This window comes from Streptomyces sp. CNZ287, from assembly GCF_007827615.1.
In genome coordinates, this window is record NZ_VISV01000014.1 from 194,389 (window position 1) to 211,112 (window position 16,724).

Annotated in this window: 15 protein-coding genes and 1 pseudogene; 8 read left to right on the plus strand and 8 right to left on the minus strand. The window is 74.5% G+C overall.

Features of this window, described 5'->3' with window-relative positions:
* Window positions 1-81 precede the first annotated feature (81 nt).
* Window positions 82-942: a helix-turn-helix domain-containing protein gene (locus tag FB457_RS24225; protein ID WP_047016463.1), complete on the minus strand. Its 861-nt coding sequence runs from the start codon at window positions 940-942 to the stop codon at window positions 82-84.
* 284 nt (window positions 943-1,226) lie between these two features.
* Here FB457_RS24225 and FB457_RS24230 point away from each other — a divergent pair, with 284 nt between their 5' ends.
* The gene (locus tag FB457_RS24230; RefSeq protein WP_047016464.1) at window positions 1,227-1,715 is read left to right on the plus strand and encodes an ATP-binding protein; all 489 of its coding nucleotides are present in this window, start codon (window positions 1,227-1,229) and stop codon (window positions 1,713-1,715) included.
* A gap of 414 nt (window positions 1,716-2,129) precedes the next feature.
* Here the strand turns inward: FB457_RS24230 and FB457_RS24240 are convergent, their stop codons facing one another.
* Together FB457_RS24240 and FB457_RS24245 are read right to left on the minus strand one after the other, a co-directional pair.
* Complete coding sequence (locus FB457_RS24240) at window positions 2,130-2,369, minus strand: DUF397 domain-containing protein (RefSeq protein ID WP_018835984.1); 240 nt, start codon at window positions 2,367-2,369, stop codon at window positions 2,130-2,132.
* A 186-nt stretch (window positions 2,370-2,555) separates the two neighbouring features.
* Window positions 2,556-2,750 carry a hypothetical protein gene (locus FB457_RS24245; protein WP_027753143.1) on the minus strand — a complete coding sequence of 65 codons (195 nt, stop codon included), beginning with the start codon at window positions 2,748-2,750 and terminating at the stop codon, window positions 2,556-2,558.
* 171 nt (window positions 2,751-2,921) lie between these two features.
* Here FB457_RS24245 and FB457_RS24250 point away from each other — a divergent pair, with 171 nt between their 5' ends.
* On the plus strand, window positions 2,922-5,318 hold the full coding sequence (locus tag FB457_RS24250; protein WP_486589120.1) for a phosphoketolase family protein: 2,397 nt from the start codon (window positions 2,922-2,924) through the stop codon (window positions 5,316-5,318).
* Window positions 5,319-5,400: 82 nt separating this feature from the next.
* On the opposite strand, the gene FB457_RS24255 is transcribed toward FB457_RS24250, so the two are convergent.
* On the minus strand, window positions 5,401-6,810 hold the full coding sequence (locus tag FB457_RS24255) for a family 2B encapsulin nanocompartment shell protein (protein WP_145783247.1): 1,410 nt from the start codon (window positions 6,808-6,810) through the stop codon (window positions 5,401-5,403).
* Between the two features lie 155 nt (window positions 6,811-6,965).
* On the opposite strand from FB457_RS24255, the gene FB457_RS24260 reads away from it, so the two are divergent.
* Window positions 6,966-8,012 (plus strand): NAD-dependent epimerase/dehydratase family protein, encoded by a 1,047-nt coding sequence (locus tag FB457_RS24260; RefSeq protein WP_145783249.1) that lies wholly within the window; start codon window positions 6,966-6,968, stop codon window positions 8,010-8,012.
* 39 nt (window positions 8,013-8,051) lie between these two features.
* Here FB457_RS24260 and FB457_RS24265 read toward each other — a convergent pair whose 3' ends face one another.
* Both FB457_RS24265 and FB457_RS24270 read right to left on the minus strand, forming a co-directional pair.
* Window positions 8,052-9,200, minus strand: coding sequence for a sensor histidine kinase (locus FB457_RS24265; protein WP_047016468.1), 1,149 nt, complete (start codon window positions 9,198-9,200; stop codon window positions 8,052-8,054).
* Complete coding sequence (locus tag FB457_RS24270; RefSeq protein WP_047016469.1) at window positions 9,197-10,021, minus strand: response regulator transcription factor; 825 nt, start codon at window positions 10,019-10,021, stop codon at window positions 9,197-9,199. The genes FB457_RS24265 and FB457_RS24270 overlap by 4 nt, the downstream gene beginning before the upstream one ends.
* Before the next feature lie 124 nt (window positions 10,022-10,145).
* On the opposite strand from FB457_RS24270, the pseudogene FB457_RS24275 reads away from it, so the two are divergent.
* From FB457_RS24275 to FB457_RS24285, 3 genes and pseudogenes are all read left to right on the plus strand, one after another.
* Window positions 10,146-10,814: pseudogene (locus tag FB457_RS24275) on the plus strand (glycosyltransferase family 2 protein); the annotation flags it as partial.
* 344 nt (window positions 10,815-11,158) lie between these two features.
* Window positions 11,159-11,902, plus strand: a complete 744-nt coding sequence (locus tag FB457_RS24280; protein ID WP_347614792.1) for a TIGR04282 family arsenosugar biosynthesis glycosyltransferase — start codon at window positions 11,159-11,161, stop codon at window positions 11,900-11,902.
* Window positions 11,899-12,738 carry a class I SAM-dependent methyltransferase gene (locus FB457_RS24285; protein ID WP_145783250.1) on the plus strand — a complete coding sequence of 280 codons (840 nt, stop codon included), beginning with the start codon at window positions 11,899-11,901 and terminating at the stop codon, window positions 12,736-12,738. The genes FB457_RS24280 and FB457_RS24285 overlap by 4 nt, the downstream gene beginning before the upstream one ends.
* On the opposite strand, the gene FB457_RS24290 is transcribed toward FB457_RS24285, so the two are convergent.
* Both FB457_RS24290 and FB457_RS24295 read right to left on the minus strand, forming a co-directional pair.
* Window positions 12,626-13,144, minus strand: coding sequence for a hypothetical protein (locus FB457_RS24290; protein ID WP_047016472.1), 519 nt, complete (start codon window positions 13,142-13,144; stop codon window positions 12,626-12,628). The two genes, FB457_RS24285 and FB457_RS24290, sit on opposite strands and share 113 nt — an antisense overlap.
* Window positions 13,145-13,410: 266 nt before the next feature.
* A complete protein-coding gene (locus tag FB457_RS24295; protein ID WP_047016473.1) occupies window positions 13,411-14,700 on the minus strand; it encodes a molybdopterin-dependent oxidoreductase in 1,290 nt (429 codons plus the stop codon).
* Between the two features lie 113 nt (window positions 14,701-14,813).
* On the opposite strand from FB457_RS24295, the gene FB457_RS24300 reads away from it, so the two are divergent.
* Both FB457_RS24300 and FB457_RS24305 read left to right on the plus strand, forming a co-directional pair.
* Window positions 14,814-16,289: a hypothetical protein gene (locus tag FB457_RS24300; protein ID WP_145783251.1), complete on the plus strand. Its 1,476-nt coding sequence runs from the start codon at window positions 14,814-14,816 to the stop codon at window positions 16,287-16,289.
* A gap of 57 nt (window positions 16,290-16,346) precedes the next feature.
* Entirely contained in the window at window positions 16,347-16,568 is a 222-nt protein-coding gene (locus FB457_RS24305; RefSeq protein WP_047016475.1) for a DUF2277 domain-containing protein, read from the plus strand.
* The last annotated feature ends 156 nt before the right edge of the window (window positions 16,569-16,724 follow it).

Sequence of the window (16,724 nt, forward strand, 5' to 3'; positions counted from 1 at the left end):
GCACCCCCCTGCGCACAGCGGACGGCGGGCACGGCTGTGACCGCTGACCCGCCATCGTACTGGTGCGCGAAAGCGCCCCCGCTACACCTCCCGGATGAGCCTGTGCAGCAACTCCCTTGATTCCGACTCGTCTTGGGCGGCGACGCGCAGCAGGTCCATGGCCTTCGTGTAGGTCGCGACGTCCTCCGGCTTGTCCAGGTAGAGGGCGCTCGTCAGATGCTCCACGTACACGACGTCGGAGAGGTCCTTCTCCGGGAAGCTCAGGATCGTGAAGGCGCCGGAGTCGGGGGTGTGGCCGTGCTGCGCCAGCGGGATGATCCGCAGCGACACGTTCGGCATCTCGGAGGCGTCGAGCAGGTGCTGCAACTGCTTGCGCATCACCTGCCGGCCGCCGTACGGGCGGCTGAGCGCGGCCTCGTCGAGCACCGCCCTGAGCTGGGCGGGGTGCTCGGCGTACAGCCGCTTCTGCCGCTCCAGCCGGGCGCCGACGCGCTTGTCCGCCTCGGCGGGCGAGATGGGCAGCCCGGCGGTGACGACGGCGTGCGCGTAGTCCTCGGTCTGCAGCAGGCCGTGTACGAACTGGACCTCGTACACGTCGATACCGGCGGCGGCCGACTCCAGTCCCACATAGGTGGGGAACCAGCCCGGCAGGACGTCGCTGTAGCTGTGCCACCACCCGGCGGTGTTCGCCTCGCTGACGAGGCCGACGAGGGCGTCGCGCTCGGTCTGATCGGTCACGCCGTACAGCGTGAGCAAGTCCTCCACGTCTCGGCTCTTGAAACTCACCCGGCCCAGCTCCATCCGGCTGATCTTGGATTCCGAGGCCCTGATCGCGTATCCGGCGGCGTCGCGCGAGATCCCCTGTTCTTCCCGCAACCGTCTGAGCTGGGAGCCCAGCAGGATACGGCGCACGACCGATCCGCTTGATCCGTCCACGGCCATCGGAGCCCTCCACCCACCTCGGCGACATGGCACTTACAAACGACATGGCACTACAAGCGCGCCCCCGGCGCCACCGGCCCATACTGCCACCACTCCGTATCATTGCGTGCTCGAACGGTTACCCAACCGAGAAAATCTTGCCGGGCAATGCCCATGAACCGGTAAGTTGCTAGACATTCCTCGCGCGTGCACGTGCATCTGCCCTTGCATCTGCCAAAGTCATTCGGAAGCATGGGCATCCGCACGGTGACGACAGACACGCACGCGACTGGGGAGTGCCGCGCATGGGGACCGAAGCAGCAGCCGTGCTCGCCCCCCTATGGCGAGGGCTGCCCTCGCTGGACTCCGGCGCCGTCGACGGTGCGGCCTCCTGTGCGATATCCGGCAGCCACGAGTCAGTGAGCGGCGCGCGCGCCTTTACGCACACCACGTTGCGGCACTGGGAGCTGACCGACCTCAGCGACGACGTCGCCCTGGTCGTCTCCGAACTGGTCACCAACGCGCTCCGGCACGCCCTGACCGGCCGCGAAGGACAGGACCCGGCGGTGCGGCTGCACCTGATGCGCTGGGCGTCCCGGCTGGTGTGCGCCGTACGCGACCCGAGCACCGCCAGTCCGGTGGCCGGGGTGGCCGATGTGGGCGCCGAGTCGGGGCGCGGGCTCTATCTGGTCGACTCCTTCAGCGACGGCTGGGGCTGGCACCCGCTGGACGGCCCGCTGCGCGGCAAGGTCGTGTGGGCCGTGTTCCACCTGCCGCCGCCGGCGGCGGGCTGACGGCCCGCAGCCCGGCCCGGCAGCCCTGCCGCAGTCGAACTCCCCGTACGGCACACACCCGCACCCGCCCCGGATCCGCCGCCCCCTGCCCGCTCCCGGGCGCCCGGGTACGAGGGAAGCGGCGCGCTGCGGCGCGGCGGGCCCCGCGGAGGATCGGGCGGACCTACGGGCGTACCGGAGACGGAACCGCCGCGCGGCGGCGGATGTTCGCCGTGCCCCGGATACCGGGTGTGATTCACACTCCTGGACCGTTCGCGGACGGAAAGGAAGCGATCGCATTCTGTGCGGATCGACGGACGTGCCGCGAGCAACGCCTACGTGGGCGATATCTCAGCCTGGATCCGGATGACGGCCGGCCGCGGTGTCACGCCGCCGATGACGGAAGCGGGCGGTGCGGCCGGGAATAGGGGGGTGTCAGTCAACTATGAGATGGTCGAACTCTCCGTCCTTGACGCCCAGCAGCATCGCCTCTACCTCGGCACGGGTGTAGACGAGGGCGGGTCCTTCGGGAAATCTGGAATTGCGAACGGCTATCTCGCCGCCGGGAAGCCTGGCGAACTCCACACAGGAACCCTGCGAGTTGCTGTGCCGGCTCTTCTGCCAGGCGGCGCCGTGAAGATCTCTGGCCGCAATGCCGTTGTATGCGTGGGCCACAGTGCATCTCCAAGGTGGTTGCCAGTGTCAACTGTCGGGGATCATAGCTGTGTTGGCGGCTAGGTGCACGCGCAAATGTACGTGCACACAGCGTGCGCGCTTGATTCCGATCAGGCACCCACCAAGGTCATCCCCCGGGGGTTCAACGTACAAGGCAGTACCGAATAGTTCCCGGCGCGGCCACATTCACGGCCGGATGCTGCTCACCACGTTCGCCGTGGCCTCCAGACCGGACTGGATCGTGGGGGCCACGGTGGTGCCGGAGAGATAGAAGCCGAGGAGCACGCAGACCACCGCGTGCGAGGTCTTCAGCGAACCGCTGCGCAGAAACACCACGGCCAGCACCAAGAGCAGCAGCACGACCGACACCGACACGGCCATCTGATCACCGGTCCCCGGGTTCGCCGTCCACATACGTGGCAGTCTGTCCCACCTGTGCCCCCCGTTCCGTGCGAGCCGTGCCCGCCATCCGGGTGATAGCGGGGCCGTCCGGGGCGGGCGGGCGCGCGTCGCGCGCCGTCGGGTGGTGGGCGCGCCCCCGGGCCGTAAGACTTGGCCGTACCGCCTACCGCCCCCTTCGTCGATGGGACGACGATGAAGAAGCAGGAGCTGGCCGACCTCGACGCCCACTGGCGCGCCCTCAACTACCTGGCTGCGGGTCAGATCTACCTCACCCGCAATCCGCTGCTCACCGATCCGCTGACGCCCGAAGACATCAAGCCGCGGCTGCTCGGCCACTGGGGCACCTGCCCGGGCCTCAACCTCGTCTACACCCACCTCAACCGCGTCATCGGCGCCCGCGACCTCGACGCCGTCTGCGTCTGGGGCCCGGGACACGGCGGCCCCGCGGTCTACGCCGGCGCGTGGCTCGACGGCTCGTACGGCGAGGCGCACCCCGACGTCTCGCGCGACGCCGCCGGGATGGCGCGGCTCTTCCGGCAGTTCTCCTTCCCGGGCGGGACGCCGAGCCACGTCGCGCCCGTGATCCCGGGGTCCTTCCACGAGGGCGGCGAGCTGGGCTACTCCCTCGCGCACGCCTACGGCGCCGCCTTCGACAACCCCGGGCTCGTCGCCGCCTGCGTCATCGGCGACGGCGAGGCGGAGACCGGGCCGCTCGCCGGGTCGTGGCACGCGAACAAGTTCCTCGACCCCGCGTACGACGGCGCGGTACTGCCCATCCTGCACCTCAACGGCTACAAGATCGCCGGCCCCACCGTGCTCTCCCGCATCCCGGAACGCGAGCTGGACGAGCTGCTGCGCGGCTACGGGCACGAACCGCTGCACGTGAGCGGGGAGGACCCCGCGCGCGTCCACCGCGACATGGCCGACGCGATGGACACGGCCCTCGACCGGATCGCCGAGTTCCAGCAGGCCGCCCGCGCCCGCGGCGGGCTGCGCGGGCGCCCCCGCTGGCCGGCGATCGTGCTGCGCACCCCCAAGGGCTGGACCGGCCCCGAGGACGTCGACGGCACCCCCGTCGAGGGCACCTGGCGCTCCCATCAGGTGCCGCTGCCCAACGTGCGCGAGAACCCCGAGCACCTGGCGGAGCTGGAGCGGTGGCTGCGCAGTTACGAACCGGAGAAGCTCTTCGGCGCCGACGGCCGGCCGCGCCCGCAGGTGCTCGCCTGCGTGCCGCACGGCGACCGCCGCCTCGGCGCCAACCCGCACGCCAACGGCGGCCGGCTGCTGCGCGCCCTGCCGCTGCCGGGGCCCGAGACGTACGCCGTCGCCGTCGACCGGCCCGGCGGCCGGATGCACGAGCCGACCCGGGTGCTCGGCGCCATGCTGCGGCAGGTGATGGCGGACACCGCGGAACGCCGCGACTTCCGCGTCTTCGGCCCGGACGAGACCGCGTCCAACAGGCTCCAGGAGCTGTTCGAGGTCACGGACCGGGCGTGGCAGGCGGAGACGGAGCGGACCGACGAGCACCACGGGCCGCACGGCCGGGTCATGGAGGTGCTCTCCGAGCACCTGTGCCAGGGCTGGCTGGAGGGGTACGTCCTCACCGGCAGGCACGGGCTGTTCTCGTCGTACGAGGCGTTCGCGCACATCGTCGCGAGCATGGCCGCGCAGCACATCAAGTGGATCCAGACCGCGCACGAGGAGCCCTGGCGGGCGCCGGTCGCCGGGCTCAACTACCTGCTCACCTCGCACGTCTGGCGGCAGGACCACAACGGCTTCAGCCACCAGGACCCCGGCTTCGTCGACCACATCCTCAACAAGAGCCCCGGCGTCGTCCGGGTCTACCTGCCGCCGGACGCCAACACCCTGCTGTGCGTGGCCGACCACGTGCTGCGCACCCGCGACGTCGTCAACGTCGTCGTCGCCGGCAAGCAGCCGTCGTTCGACTGGCTGACGCTGGAGCAGGCCCGCGCGCACTGCCTGCGCGGCGTCGGCATCTGGGAGTGGGCCGGCACCGAACGCCCCGGCGAGGCGCCGGACGTGGTGCTGGCGTGCGCCGGCGATGTGCCGACGCTGGAGGTGCTGGCCGCGGCGGCGATGCTGCGCGAGCATCTGCCGGAGGTGGCGGTACGGGTCGTCAACGTCGTCGACATCGCCCGGCTGATGCCGCACGAGGACCATCCGCACGGGATGACGGACCGGGAGTTCGACTCGGTGTTCACCCGCGACACCCCGGTCATCTTCGCGTACCACGGCTATCCGTGGCTGATCCACCGGCTGGCCTACCGGCACGCGGGACACGACCAGTTCCATGTCCGCGGCTACAAGGAGATGGGCACCACGACCACGCCCTTCGACATGGTCGTACGCAACGACCTCGACCGCTACCGGCTGGTGATGGACGTCGTCGACCGCGTCCCCGGCCTGGCGGTGCGGGCGGCGGCGGTGCGGCAGCGGATGGCGGACGTACGCGGCCGGCACCACGCCTGGATCCGCGAGCACGGCACGGACCTGCCCGAGGTGGCGGACTGGACCTGGCCGGGCTGAGCCGGGCCGCGGTGGTCCCGAGGGCGGCTACCGGCCGGGGCGGCGCTTTCCGCCGGACCGGCCGGTAGCCGTCGCGTCCCGGTCAGCCGGCGCCGATCTGCACGTCCTCCAGGATGCCGAGCGCGTCGGGGACGAGCACCGCCGCGGAGAAGTAGGCGCTCACCAGATACGAGATGATCGCCTTGTCGCTGATCCCCATGAACCGGACGTTCATCCCCGGGCGGATCTCGTCCGGCAGCCCCGTCTGGTGCAGCCCCACCACACCCTGGTCCGCCTCGCCGAGCCGCATGGCGATGACCGAGCTGGTCCCCTCCTGGGTGACCGGGATCTTGTTGCAGGGCAGCAGCGGGATGCCGCGCCAGTTGTTGACCTCGCTGCCCAGGTACTCCGTGCGCGGCGGGTAGATGCCCCGCTTGTTCCACTCCCGGCCGATGGCCGCGATCGCCCGCGGGTGCGCCAGCAGCACGTGCGTCTGCCGGCGGCGGGAGATCAGCTCGTCCAGGTCGTCGGGCGTGGGCGGGCCCGAGCGGGGGTGGATGCGCTGCTTGAGGTCGGCGTTGTGCAGCAGGCCGAACGAGCGGTTGTTGATCAGCTCGTGCTCCTGGCGCTCGCGCAGCGCCTCGACGGTCAGCCTCAGTTGCTGCTCGACCTGGTTCATCGGGTCGTTGTAGAGATCGGCGACGCGGCTGTGGACGCGCAGCACGGTCTGCGCGACCTCCAGCTCGTACTCCCTGGGCGTCAGCTCGTAGTCGACGAACGTGCCCGGCAGCTCCGCCTCGCCGTGGTGGCCGGAGGCCAGCGCGATCTCGGCCTCGCCCTTGCTGTTCTGCGGCTGCTGCGGGAGGGAGCCGAACGCCGCCAGGTGCTCGCGCAGCCCCGCCGCCTGCGCCAGCAGATCGTCGAGGGCGGAGCGGGCGAGGACCAGCACCGTACCGCGGGTCTGGGCCCGCACCGTGAACGGCCAGGTCCCGTCGGCCTCCAGGAGCACCTCCCCGCCGATGTAGTCGCCGTCGGCGAGGACGCCGAGGACGGTCTCGTCCCCGTACTTCCCGGTGCCGACCCGCTCCAGCCGCCCGTGCGCGACCAGCACCACCTGGTCCGCCGCCGACCCCGCGGACACGACCGCGTCCCCCGGCGCGACCTCCCGCTGCGCGAACCGGTCGGCCAGCGCCGACAGCACCTCCTCGTCCTCGTACGCGCGCAACTGCGGCAGCTCGCGCAGCTCCTGCGGGATGACGCGCACCTCGTCGCCGACCGAGGTGAACTCGACCTGTCCGTCGCCGAGCGTGTGGGTGAGGCGCCGGTTCACCCGGTACGCACCACCCTTGACCTCCGTCCACGGCAGCGCCTTGAGCAGCCAGCGGGAGGAGATCCCCTGCATCTGCGGGGGCGTCTTGGTGGTGGTCGTGAGGTTCCGCGCAGCGGCGGTGTCGAGGCTGAGCCGGGCGGGGAGTTCGACGGACGCGGACGTTTCTTCTGGCGAGGTCGTCATGCCACCGAAGCTAGGCTTCGGCGCAAAGCGGCAGCAATCGCTCGAAAGAGTAGGAATATCTGTCTTGATTCCTGGATAGAGCTGGCTCTTACCGGAGTATGACGGTGGGCGTGGCAGTAGCCGCCCGCCGCCGCCGGCGACCCTAGGCTCGCGGCATGCGCGTACTCGTCACCGGCGGCGCCGGGTTCATCGGATCGCACGTGGTCTCCGCCCTCGCCGAGCGGGGGCACGAGGCGGTGGTGCTGGACGTCCGGGACGGAGGGCCGCCCGGTCATACGTGCGACGCGTACCGCCGGGGCGACGTGCGGGACCGCGACGCCGTCGCGGCGGCCCTCGCCGGCGTGGACGCCGTCTGCCACCAGGCCGCGATGGTCGGCCTCACCGAGGACTTCGCCGACGCGCCCGCGTACGTCGGCGTCAACGACCTCGGCACCGCCGTGCTCCTCGCCGCCATGGCCGACGCGGGAGTGCGGCGCCTGGTGCTGGCGGGGTCGATGGTCGTGTACGGGGAGGGGCGCTACGACTGCGCCGCACACGGCCCCGTACGGCCGCGGCCGCGGGCGGCGGCGGACCTCGCGGGCGGGCGCTTCGAGCCGCGGTGCCCGCGCTGCGGCGCGGAGTTGGCGCCGGGTCTGGTGGCGGAGGACGCGCCCGTGGACCCGCGGAGCGTGTACGCGGCGACGAAGCTGGCGCAGGAGCACCTCGCGGGTGTGTGGGCGCGGGTCACGGGCGCGTGTGCGGTGTCGCTGCGCTACCACAATGTCTACGGCCCCGGGATGCCCCGCGACACCCCGTACGCGGGCGTCGCCTCCTTCTTCCGCTCGGCGCTGGCGCGCGGCGAGGCGCCGCGGGTCTACGAGGACGGGGCGCAGCGGCGGGACTTCGTCCACGTACGGGACGTCGCGGAGGCCAACGTCCGGGCGCTGGAGGCGGTGTACGGGGACGGCGCGGCGGCGGGGGCGCTGACGGCGTACAACGCGGGCAGCGGGGACGTGCACACCGTCGGCGAGCTGGCGACGGCGCTGGCCGCGGCGTACGGCGGTCCCGCGCCGCGGATCACGGGCGAGTACCGGCTGGGGGACGTACGGCACATCACGGCGGACTCGGCGCGGCTGCGGGCGGAGCTGGGGTGGCGGCCGGCGGTGGGGTTCGCGGAGGGCGTGACGGAGTTCGCGAAGTCCCCGCTGGGCGCGGCGCCCTGAGGCGCCGGCCGCCGGCCGCGGGCGGGCGACCGCGGATCGTCAGCCGGTAGCCGCGGGCAGGGTGACCTCGAAGCGGCAGCCTCCCGGCACGTTGCGCACCTCCGCCCGCCCGCGGTGCGCCTCGACGATCCCGCGCACGATCGCGAGGCCCAGCCCGGCGCCCGCGGGCGGCACCGGAGTGCGGGCGTGGTTGCCCCGCCACCCCGTGTCGAAGACCCGCGCCAGGTCCTCCTCCGGGATCCCGCCGCACTGGTCGGTGACCGAGACGACGACCGCCGGGCCCTCCCGCTCCCGCACCGCGACGGTGACCGCGACCGTGCCGTCCGCGGGGGTGCGGCGGATGGCGTTGACGAGGAGGTTGCCCAGTACCCGGGTCATCTCCTTGCCGTCGACCTCCACCGGCACCGCCGCCGCCGGCTCCGGCGGCTCACCGACGAGCCGTACGCCCCGCTCGCGCGCGAGCGGATCCGCGCCCGCGAGCGCGTCGCCGACGAGGTCGTGGACCGACATCCGGGTGGGCGCGAGCGCGAGGGCGCCCGCGTGGATGCGGGAGAGTTCGAAGAGGTCGCCGACCATGGCGTCGAGGCGCTCGGTCTCGGCACGGATCTGCCGGTGGTAGCGCCCCGGGTCGGCGGCCATGCCGTCCTCCAGCGCCTCCGCCATGGCGCGCAGCCCGGCCAGGGGGGTCCGCAGATCGTGCGAGATCCACGCGACCAGCTCGCGCCGGGAGGCGTCCAGCGCCCGCTCCCGCTGCCGGGACTGCGCCAGCCGCTCGGCGGTCGCCGCCAGCTCCCGGCTCAGCGCGGCCAGCTCGGCGGTCGCGCCGCCCGCGGGGGGCGCGAAGGAGCCGCCCGCGTCGAAGGCGTGGCCGAACGAACGGGTCGCGGCGGCCAGCGCGTTGCTGCGGGCGACGACCCAGCGGCCGAGGAGCACGGCGGTGGCGAGGGAGACGACGGCGGCCATGAGGCAGACGATGCTGACGACGGTGAGGTCGTGCCCGGAGAGGAACATCTCGCGGGCGACGGCGAGGGTGCCCAGCAGCATCGCGGTGACGGCGGTCGCGGCGACGACGGAGACGGAGACGACGAGGGAGCGGTTGCGCAGCAGGCGCAGGGCGACGGCGCCGAGGAGGCCGGCGACGGCGGCGCCGAGGAAGGCGAAGGCGGCCATGAGGAGGATGTCGTTCACGGGCGGCCGCCCCCGTCGGTGCCGTTTTCGGGGGTGGCGTCGGTGCGGGCGGCGGGGCCGGGCTCCGGGGCCTTCTCGCCGTCGTACGCCCCGTCCCGTACCGCGGTGTCGAAGCGGTACCCGACGCCCCAGACCGTGGTGATCAGCCGGGGCCTGGCCGGGTCGTCCTCGACCTTGCCGCGCAGCCGCCGTACGTGCACGGTCACCGTCGACAGGTCGCCGAACTCCCAGCCCCACACCTCCCGCATCAGCTCCTCCCGCCCGAACACCCGCCCCGGGTGCCGCAGGAAGTGCGCGAGCAGGTCGAACTCCCGCAGGGTCAGCGCCAGCTCGGCCCCGTGCTTGGCGGCCCGGCGCGCCGCGGGGTCCACGGTGAGCCCGGCGCCGCTCAGTTCGCCGCCGCGGGGCGGGGCGGCGCGGCTGCGGCGGAGCACGGACTCCACGCGCAGCACCAGCTCGCGCGGGCTGAAGGGCTTGGTGACGTAGTCGTCGGCGCCGACTTCGAGGCCGAGGATGCGGTCGTCCTCGTCGCCGCGGGCGGTGAGCATGATCACCGGTACGGGGCCGGCGGCGCGCAGCTTCGCGCAGACCTCCAGGCCGTCCATGCCGGGCAGCATCAGGTCGAGCACGATGAGGTCGGGGCGCGCGGAGGCGGCGGCGGCCAGCGCCTGCGGGCCGTCCTCGACGCGCTCGACGGCGTAGCCGGCGCGGTCGAGGTAGCCGGCGACGACCTCGGCGACGGTGGGGTCGTCGTCGACGACGAGTACGCGGGCCGGGCCGTCCGGCGGCCGGGTCATCCTGGCGGGCGGGACGAGGTCCATGGTGCCAGCGTGGCACGGGCGGGCGGCGATGGGCGGGGGCCGAACGGATGGCGGCGGGCGACGTCCGTGATTCGTAAGAACCGTGCGTCCGCTATGCGGCTTTTGCGCTCGTAGGGTGGTGGCCATGACCGACGTCGTACTCCCCTGTCTGGACGAAGCCGGGGCGTTGCCCCGGGTGCTGGCCCGGATCCCCGCCGGCTGGCGCGCGATCGTGGTCGACAACGGCTCCACGGACGGCTCGGGCGACCTCGCCCGCGCGCTCGGCGCCACCGTCGTGCACGAGCCGCGGCGCGGCTTCGGCGCCGCCTGCGCGGCGGGCCTCGCGGCGGCCACGGCCGAACTGGTCTGCTTCTGCGACTGCGACGGCTCGCTCGACCCCGGCCTGCTGCCCCTGCTCACCGACCGCATCACGGCCGGCACGGCGGACCTCGTCCTCGGCCGCCGCCGCCCTACCTCGCGCGGGGCGTGGCCCCTGCACGCCCGGGCGGGCAACGCGGCGCTGGGCCTGATGCTGTACCGCCGCACGGGGGTGCGGCTGCACGACCTGGGCCCGATGCGGGCCGCCCGGCGGGCGGCGCTGCTGGATCTCGGGGTGACGGACCGGCGCAGCGGGTACCCGCTGGAGACGGTGGTACGGGCCGCGGACGCGGGGTGGCGGATCGCGGAGCTGCCGGTGCCGTACGCGCCGCGGACGGGGAAGTCGAAGGTGACGGGGACGTGGCGGGGGACGTGGCAGGCGGTCCACGACATGAGCGGCGTCCTCCGGGGCGACCTGCGGCGCGACCCGCGGTCCGCACCGGATGTCCTGCGGACCGCGCCGGGAGGCCACGGGGGCACGGCCGGACCGGAGGCGGTGGCCGGAGCCGGTGCGGGCGTGCGTCCGGAGGCGGGCGGGGGAACCGGGGGAACGACGGCTGCCGGGGCGGGGCCGGGTGAGGGCGCGGGTGGCGGCGCAAGCGCGGGCGCGGGCGTAGCCGCGGGGCCGGGTGCGGGCTCCGGTGCCGGGGCGCGATCCCGGTCGGGTTCCGGTCGTCCGGTGAGCGACGGCGCCGGTACCCGGGCGTCCGGGGCCGGCGGGACGGTACGTCGTTCCGGCGGCGGTGTCGCCGCGGGTGGCCGGGGTGCGGAGGGCGGGCGGTGAGGGGCGGGGGCGTCACCGTACTCGTCATCGCGAAGGAGCCGCGCCCCGGCCGGGTCAAGACCCGGCTCACGCCCGCCTACACCCCCGCCGAAGCCGCCCGGCTCGCGGAGGCGGCGCTCGCCGACACCCTCGCCGTCGTACGGGGCCTGCCCGCCCGGCGCCGCGTGCTCGTCCTCGACGGCGCTCCCGGCGACTGGCTGCCGCCCGGCTTCACCGTCGTACCGCAGGCCGCCGGCGGGCTCGACGAGCGGCTGGCCGCCGCGTTCGGCGGCTGTACGGGCCCCGCGCTGCTCGTCGGCATGGACACCCCCCAGCTCACCGCCGCCCTGCTGGCGCCCGCCCTGGCCGGGGACGCCTGGTCGGCCTGCGACGCCTACCTCGGCCCGGCGCAGGACGGCGGCTTCTGGGCGCTGGGGCTGGCGCGGCCGGACCCGGAACTGCTGCGGGGCGTACCGATGTCGACGCCGCACACGGGTGCGGCGCAGCACCGGCGGCTGCGCGAGGCGGGGCTGCGCGTACGGGAGTTGCCGCCGCTCCGCGACGTGGACACCCCGGCGGACGTCCCGCCGGTCGCCGAAGCCGCCGCCCCGGGCAGCCGCTTCGCCGCCACGGCCCACCGCCTGGACGCCTGGACCCGCGCGGCCCGTGCGGCCACCGCACCGGGCGCCGCGGCACCGGACGGCGCCGCCGTGCACCCCGCGGCGGCGGACGGTGCGGCACTCGACCGAGCCGCCGGATGACCTCGCCCCCACCCCGCCACTCACCCGACCCCGCCCCGCCGGGCCCCGCGGCCTCCCGCCCCGGCGCCCGCCGGCCCCTGCCCCACCCCGCGGCTCCCCCGCCCCGCCTCGACGTCACCGACGACGCCTGGGACCGCGCCGATCCGTACGCCCGTGCCCTGCGCAGCGGTGCCGGGCCGCTCTTCCTCAGGCGGCACGACGGGTGGCTGCTGCCGCTCGACGTGGAGCGGTGGTGCGGGGTGCCCGACGGGGGTGACGTGACCGTGCTGCGGCGGTGCACCGGGCCCGTGCTGGACATCGGCTGCGGGCCCGGCCGCCTCGTCGCCGCGCTGGCCGCGCTGGGGCGGCCCGCGCTCGGCGTCGACGTCAGCTCCGAGGCCGTCGCGCACGCCCGGTCGCGGGGCGCCGCCGCGCTGCGCCGGTCGGTGTTCGAGCCGCTGCCCGGCGAGGGCCGCTGGGGCACCGCGCTGCTCGTCGACGGCAACGTCGGCATCGGCGGCGACCCCGCCGCGCTCCTCGCCCGCGCCGCCGCGCTGCTGCGCCCACGCGGGCGGCTGGTCGTCGAGGTCGCCGCGGACGACGACGTGGACGAGCGCGTGCACGTCCACGTCACGGACGGCACCCCCGGCACCCACGGCACGGGCGGCACCCCTCACTCCGCCGCGGGGCCCCGCCCCGAGCGTGCCGCCTTCCCCTGGGCCCGGGTCGGGCTGCCCGCCCTGCTCAGGTACGCGGCGGCGGGCCGCTGGCGGGAGGAGGACCGCTGGACCGCGGGCGGGCGACGGTTCGCCGCGCTGCGAGCACCAGAGCCGACGCCGCGAACAGCGCGGCGGTGATGAGCAGCCAGCGGTGCAGGAAGGCGTCGGCGGGCAGCGCGGTGACGGTCTCGTAGCGGCCCACCTGGCGGGTGATGAGCGGGAAGTAGACGAGGAGCAGCAGCCCGGAGACGGCGGCGGGGAAGCGCACGTAGTTCACCAGCCGCGGGCCCAGGACACGTTGGGCCCCTCGGTCGGCGAGGGAGTACAGGGGCAGCAGCGCCAGGTCGTGCAGCACCGCCGCACCCGCCAGCCACAGGGCGACGCCGAGGGGGTCCTTGCCGAAGAGCCGGACGCCGGCGTAGCCGGTGAGCGCGAAGGAGGCGAGGAGGAGGGCGAGGGTGGGGAGCGGCCCGGGGGCGAGCAGACGGCGTACGGGCCCGGGGGCGGGCGTGCGGCGGAGGAGCGCGCGGAGGCGGTGGCCCACGGACCCGGGCGCCCGTTCCGTACGCGATCCGCCTCCGTCCAGCCGCCCCGCAGTCTCTTCAGTGTCCGGCGTATCCCGCACACCCCCCGGGTCACGTGCGTCAGGTGCATGGGGCGCGTCCCCTGCATCATGTGCGTCATGTGCGTGCCGTACGTCCCGCGCGTCCGGCCCCACGGCATCCCGCGCACCCGGGTGCCCGGCACCCTGCGCGTCCGGCTCCTCCGCCCCCGGCTCCCGCCCGGATCCGCCCGGAGGGCGACCCGCGCTCACGGCAGCTCCCCGAACGTCAGCCTCGTGACCCACTTCGTGTTGTGCACCCCCGGGTTCGCCGGGACGATGATCCGCGCCGGGTACCCGTGATCGCGGGACAGCGGCGCGCCGTTGACGTGGAGCGCCAGCAACGACCGCGGATCGCGTACCTGGTTGGCCCGGAGCGACGCCGCGCGGAACGCCCCCTTCTGCTGCGCCGACTCCGCGAACACCCCGTCCCCCTCCCCCGCGCCCGCCAGCGCGGCCAGGTCCGCGAGCCGGACCCCGCGCCACAGTTGGTCGTCCGTCGACCAGCCCTCCACGCACGCGATCGGCAGCGCCGCCGTGTGCTGCGGCAGCGCCAGCAGTTCCGCCCGGGTGAGCACCGCGGGGCGGCCGTCCCCGGCGCGTACGACCAGCCGCCAGCGCTCGCCGATGTCGGCCGGCTCGATCCCGAGTGCCGCGGCGGTCTTGTTGATCTGGAAGCCGTTCGGTCCTTCGCCCGGGTTCCCGCCTCCGTGCGGGGCGAGGAGCGCGGTGCGGCGCAGCGGGCCGCCGATGCTCTGCCCCGCGGTGACCGCGACCAGGCCCAGCGACCCGGCGCCCACCAGCGCCACGGCGCCGCGCCGCGAGATCGTCGGCGGCGCGGGTTCCGTGGCCCGCAGCTCGTCCATGCCCCGGTCGTGCAGCCCGCGGCGGAGCTTGCCGACGCGGGTGGCGAGGTGGACGGCGAGGGCGCCGAGGAACACCCAGGCGCCGTAGAAGTGGAGGGTGTAGAAGGAGCCGGGGAAGACGTAGAAGAGCTGCATGTTGAGGATGCCGGTCGCGAACTCGAAGAGCGCGCTGCCCACGAGCAGCAGCGTCGAGCCGCGCTCCAGCGCGTGCCGGGCGGAGCGCAGCGGCGGCCAGGCGAAGAGCCGCGGCAGGACGGACCAGAGCTTCGCGAGCAGGACGGGGACGAGGGCGACGCCGAGGGTGACGTGGACGCCCTGGTTGAGGCGGTAGAGCCAGTGCGGGTCCGTGGGCCAGGAGAAGAGGTAGAAGCCGAGGAGGCCCTTGCCGGGGGTGGTGTCGTTGCCGGGGAGGTCGGGGTTGTAGGCGGCGTACGACAGGAAGCCGGTGAGCAGCATCAGGGGCAGGCCGGCGAGGAGGACCGTGCCGAGGAGCGCGGTGAACCACGGGCCGCGCAGCGGGCTGCGCCAAAAGGCGGGCCGGAAGGGGCCGGGCGGGGGCGGGCCGGCCCCCGGGCCGGCGGCGGGGCCGGAGTGAGGGCCGGGTCGGGGTGCCGGCGGGCGTACGGCGGACATGGACCGACCGTAGGCCGCGAATGCGCCCGTATCACCGCAACGACTCCTGACGAAAGCGTGACGTCGCCGCGCGTTCCCCGCGCGGGCGGGGTGCGGCTGCCTAGCGTGACGACGTGACCTCCTCACCCCTCGGGCCGCCCGCCGCCGGCACGGAGACGGAAACCGGGACCGGGACCGGGACCGGCCCCGGACCGGCCGCGGAGACCGTCGTCCCCGCCTCACCGGCGTCCGCCCCCGCCGCCGGCCGCCGGTGGGACCTCCTGGCCGCCGGCCTGGCCGCTGTGGCGATCACGACGGCGGCCCTCGTCGGACGGGCCGTCAACGACCGCGACATCCTGCACGTGCACTTCCCGCCCCTGTCCGCCGTCTGGGAGCCGCACTACGGACCCGGCACCCCCGCGGCGCTCGCGGTGGCCGCCGCCGTCGTCGCGTACGGGCCCGCGCTCGCCGACCGGCTTCCGTGGCGCCGGCTGCTCCTCACCACGTGGGCGGCGTCCATGGCGTGGATCTGGTCCCTGGCACTGGTCGACGGCTGGCGGGACGGCGTCACCGGGCAGTTGACGGCGACGAACGAATACGCCCGGCCGGAGACCGTCGCCCGCTTCGCCGACCTGGGGCACGCCGTACGCACCTTCACCGACCACATCCTCATCCAGACCCCCGACAACTGGCCCGCGCACATCGCCGGGCACCCGCCCGCCGCGATCCTCACCTTCGTCGGCCTGGACCGGGCGGGGCTGGGCGGCGGGGCGTGGGCGGCGGTCTTCTGCATCACCGTGGGCGGGTCCGCGGCGGTCGCGGTGCTGGTGGCGCTGCGGACGCTGGGCGGCGAGGAGCGCACGCGGCGCGCGGCGCCGTTCCTGGTGCTGGGTCCGTGGGCGGTCTGGGCCGGGGTGTCGGCGGACGGCTACTTCGCGGCGGTGGCCGCCTGGGGCCTCGCGCTGCTGGCGCTCGCGGCGACGCGGACCGCGCGGCGGCCCGCGGTGGCGGCGACGGGCGCGGGGCTGCTGCTGGGGTGGGCGGTGTACCTGTCGTACGGGCTGACGCTGCTGGTGCTGCCGATGGCGGCGGTGCTGTGGTGCGCGGCCCGCCGGGGGCGCGGGACCGGGGTGCTGCGGACGCTGCCGTGGGTGGTGCTGGGCGCGCTGCCGGTCGCGGTGGCCTTCACGGCGGCGGGCTTCTGGTGGTGGGAGGGGTACACGCTGCTGCACGAGCGCTACTACCAGGGCTTCGGCGGAGAGCGCCCGTACAGCTACTGGGTGTGGGCGAACCTGACGGTCGCGGCGATCAGCGCGGGCCTGGCGGCGGTGGCGGGCACGCGCCGCGCGGTACGGACCGCCTGCCGGCGCGGCGCCGGGCGCTCCTCGGCGTACGCCGTGGCGGTCATGGCGGTCGCCGGGCTCGCCTGCCTCGTGGCGGCGGATCTCTCCGGTCTGAGCAAGGCGGAGACGGAGCGGATCTGGCTGCCGTTCACGCTCTGGCTGCTGCCCGCCGCCGCCCTGCTCCCGGCCCGCGACCACCGGACCTGGCTGACGGCGCAGGCGGCGGTGGCACTGGCGGTGAACCACCTGCTGGTCACAAGCTGGTAGATCCCCGCCCTTTCCAGCCCCGTCCGGATGTCAGTGGTACGGCGTACCGTCGTACATATGTGCCGAAGCATCAAGACCCTGCGCCCCCCGTACGCCGACACCGTCACCGACGACGACATGCGGGCCGCGGCGCTGCAGTACGTACGGAAGATCTCCGGCTTCCGCCACCCCGCGCCGCACAACGCCGAGGCGTTCGACAAGGCGGTGGAGGAGATCGCCGCGGTGACGCAGGAGCTGCTGGACTCGCTCGTCGTCCGGGGCGGCAAGGGGGCGGCGTAGGGGCTGCGTGATCGACGCAGCAGGTTGGTGTGGTGTGCGCGGGCCCCGTTTCCCCGTTTAACCGTTTCCCCGTTTCCCCTCACGCCCGCCCAAGGGTATGCGGCTGGTCTGACAGTGCGGGGGGAGCGGGGTTCTGAGCTGGTACGTCGTGTCTGT